This is a genomic window from Methylophaga sp. UBA5088, assembly GCF_002414625.1.
Lineage (GTDB): Bacteria > Pseudomonadota > Gammaproteobacteria > Nitrosococcales > Methylophagaceae > Methylophaga > Methylophaga marina.
Window position 1 is genome coordinate 15,528 of record NZ_DIAC01000098.1, and the last position, 3,054, is coordinate 18,581.

Annotated in this window: 4 protein-coding genes; 1 reads left to right on the forward strand and 3 read right to left on the reverse strand. The window is 45.7% G+C overall.

The genetic code is table 11. The annotated features are described in order from the left end of the window. Nucleotides 1-605, reverse strand: a 605-nt coding sequence (locus B4K20_RS12290; RefSeq protein ID WP_289283093.1) for a CoA-binding protein, incomplete at its 3' end; no start/stop codon positions are given. 68 nt (nt 606-673) lie between these two features. Here B4K20_RS12290 and B4K20_RS12295 point away from each other — a divergent pair. Beyond that, entirely contained in the window at nt 674-1,591 is a 918-nt protein-coding gene (locus B4K20_RS12295) for a histone deacetylase family protein (RefSeq protein ID WP_286305733.1), read from the forward strand. 66 nt (nt 1,592-1,657) lie between these two features. Here the strand turns inward: B4K20_RS12295 and B4K20_RS12300 are convergent, their stop codons facing one another. Both B4K20_RS12300 and B4K20_RS12305 read right to left on the reverse strand, forming a co-directional pair. Continuing rightward, nucleotides 1,658-2,173 (reverse strand): single-stranded DNA-binding protein, encoded by a 516-nt coding sequence (locus B4K20_RS12300; RefSeq protein ID WP_289283094.1) that lies wholly within the window; start codon nt 2,171-2,173, stop codon nt 1,658-1,660. 245 nt (nt 2,174-2,418) lie between these two features. Further along, a partial coding sequence (locus B4K20_RS12305; RefSeq protein WP_289283095.1) for an IclR family transcriptional regulator occupies nt 2,419-3,054 on the reverse strand: 636 nt, incomplete at its 5' end.

Here is a 3,054-nt window from a genome sequence, read left to right on the forward strand (position 1 = left end):
AAGTCGAGCAGATCACCAAAATCAATATCAGCGGCATTACCCAATGAAATAATGGCAGAAAAACCGACCTCATTGGCGGCCGCCCAGTCCAGAATCGCCGTACATAAAGCGCCTGATTGTGAAATTAAAGCTAGTTGGCCAGGCGCTGCAGTATTCTTGCTAAAGGTGGCATTCATGCCAATATTGGGGCGGATAAGGCCAAGACAATTAGGTCCGAGAATTCGGATATTGTATTGCTGGGCTGCTTTAACGACATCGTGTTCGAGCTTGAGACCTTGCCCCTGACCTTCACTGAAACCCGCTGAAATAATGATGGCCGATTTCACTCCGGCATGACCACATTGATGCATGATGGCTTCTATGGTGCTGGCGGGGGTAGCGATAACAGCCAAGTCCACAGCTTCATTAATGGCCTCGATATTCGGGTAGCAAATATGATCATCAATACGATCATATTTAGGGTTCACGGCATAGACGGGTCCGTTAAAGTCAGTATTAATCAGGTTGTCAAACACCCGTCTGCCAACCGCATCTGTGGTCTGACTGGCGCCAAATACAGCAATTGAGCGAGGTGAAAACAGACGGTCTAAAAAATGTGTGGTCATATCACTGGTCCAGTTTCCTGATACGATTAGCTTACAAAAACTTTATTACGATTGTTTAAGGTGTCGTTATGACTATCGCGTTTATCTCTCATGCTGACTGTGCACTGCACGAAACGACATCATATCACCCGGATACGGCAGAAAGGCTTGCCGCCATTCATGATCGCCTAATTGCCAGCGGCCTGGAAATGATTATGCATTTTTATGACGCGCCGATGGTCTCTGTAGAGCAATTATGCCGTGTCCATGATGCTGATTATGTCAGTGAGATCTTTCAGAAGTTGCAAGACAATGAACGTGTTTGGTTGGATGCCGATACCTTGATGGTATCCGCGTCATTAACAGCCGCACAGCGTGGAGCCGGTGCTGTTGTAAAAGCAGTCGATTTAGTGATGAGCCAAGATGCAAATAGCGCCTTTTGTTGTGTCAGGCCGCCCGGTCATCATGCCGAACATAATAAGGCGATGGGGTTTTGTATCTTTAACAATGTTGCTGTCGGTGTGGCTCATGCAATAGCTCAATATGGTCTGAAGCGAGTAGCTATTATCGACTTTGATGCACACCATGGTAATGGCACAGAAGATATTTTCCGAGGCAATGAACAAGTCCTTTTATGCAGTAGTTTTCAACATCCGTTTTACCCAGATACTGGCGTGCCCGGCAAGCATGACAACATGATTAATATTGGCCTAGCTGCCGGGACCAGCGGTGAACAGTTTCGTCAGTTGGTTGAGCAGCAATGGTTACCGGAGCTGGAAACATTTCAGCCCGAATTGATTTTTATTTCTGCCGGATTTGATGGGCACCGGGAAGATGATATGTCAGATCTGGACTTAGTGGAAGAGGACTTTGCCTGGGTGACCCGTGAAGTGAAAAAAATAGCCGATAACTATGCTCAAGGTCGGATAGTGTCAACACTTGAAGGCGGTTATGTCATGTCAGCATTAGGACGCAGTGTGGCTAGTCATATTGATGCTTTGTTATAAATTTTCTGATCTGAAAACACAAAAAAGCCCTGAAAACAGGGCTTTTTTTAATTGGCTCAGACAAGTCTAGAACGGAATATCATCGTCGTAATAGTCGTCACCACCGCTACCATAATCAGGACCAGCAGAGGATGAGGCCGGTTGTGGTGCGTTATAGCCGCCAGATTGTTGTTGAGGACGTTGGTCAAACGAAGTATCACCGCCACCGGCATTGTAGTTACTGCCACCACCTTGATTACCGCCACCGCCGCCACGGCTATCCAGCATCGTCATTTCGTTACCCACGATTTCTGTGGTGTATTGATCTTGCCCCTGCTGGTTCTGCCATTTGCGGGTCTGGATACGACCTTCAATATAGACTTGAGAGCCTTTGTGCAGGTACTGTTGAGCAATTTCACCCAGCTTATTACGTAATACTACACGGTGCCATTCAGTGCGCTCCTGACGCTCACCGGTTTGTCTGTCTTTCCAACTTTCTGAAGTGGCAATACGTAAATTACAAATTGAACCACCATTAGGGAAGGCGCGACTCTCAGGCTCTGCGCCGAGTCGTCCGACCAGAATGACCTTGTTTACTGACATGGCTTGTTCCTTGGTTTAATGGGGACTGTCAAATCTATGCCGATGTTGCTGAACATCGGTCAAGTGACCGTCTCGGTGTAAAAAAACAGTTAAAAGCATTTCTACCGTCAACCACACTATGGTGGGTAGAAAAAGGATTGCTAATGAGCAGGGATAATATCATCTCAATCGCTCATGCCCAATACAAAATAGAATGCTGATGACTTGGTTGTCGTATTGCGAGCAACTGTACTGAGCACAGAAATTTAAGGCTTAATACTTTCTTCCACTTCCGCTTTACACGCAAGCAATGCTGAAGTGACCTTAGACATATTTCTATTAAAACGAATCGTCGGTAGGGAAACGGCAATAGAATAATGATCGGTCATCTCTGCATTAATTGCCACACCGACAGCACAAATGCCCTCTGCGTGTTCTTCAATATCGACAGCCCAGCCATTTTTGCGAATGAGGTCTAGATCCTGAAAAAGAGTGTCATAAGATATATGACTCGCCTCTGTTTGTTGTATCCACTTATCGTCAATAATCGCTTTAACTTCGTCATTACTTAAAGAAGCAAGAACGGCTTTGCCATGAGCTGAAGTGTATACAGAAAAAGCTTTTCCAAGCGGTGAGGCTACCCGGAGCTCTTGCTGACTGATAATGTGATCAACAGACAGCGAATGCTGACCTCTGAAAATGCACAGTTCAACCGTTTCTCCGGTTTTATTAGCCAATGTATTTAAGTGTGTTCTTACGACACTGATAATCTCAGCATGCGCTACTCGTGTCAGTTGTGATAATGCTGGACCTAGATAAATATGATTATGAGAGTGGATAATAAATGCCTCTCTCTCAAGAGACGATAGTAGCGGCTCAACTGTTGATCGTGGCAGCTCAGT

Coding starts and splice junctions, on each gene's coding strand:
- B4K20_RS12295 (WP_286305733.1), top strand. CDS start 674: ATGACTATCGCGTTTATCTCTCATGCTGACTGTGCACTGCACGAAACG.
- B4K20_RS12300 (WP_289283094.1), bottom strand. CDS start 2,173: ATGTCAGTAAACAAGGTCATTCTGGTCGGACGACTCGGCGCAGAGCCT.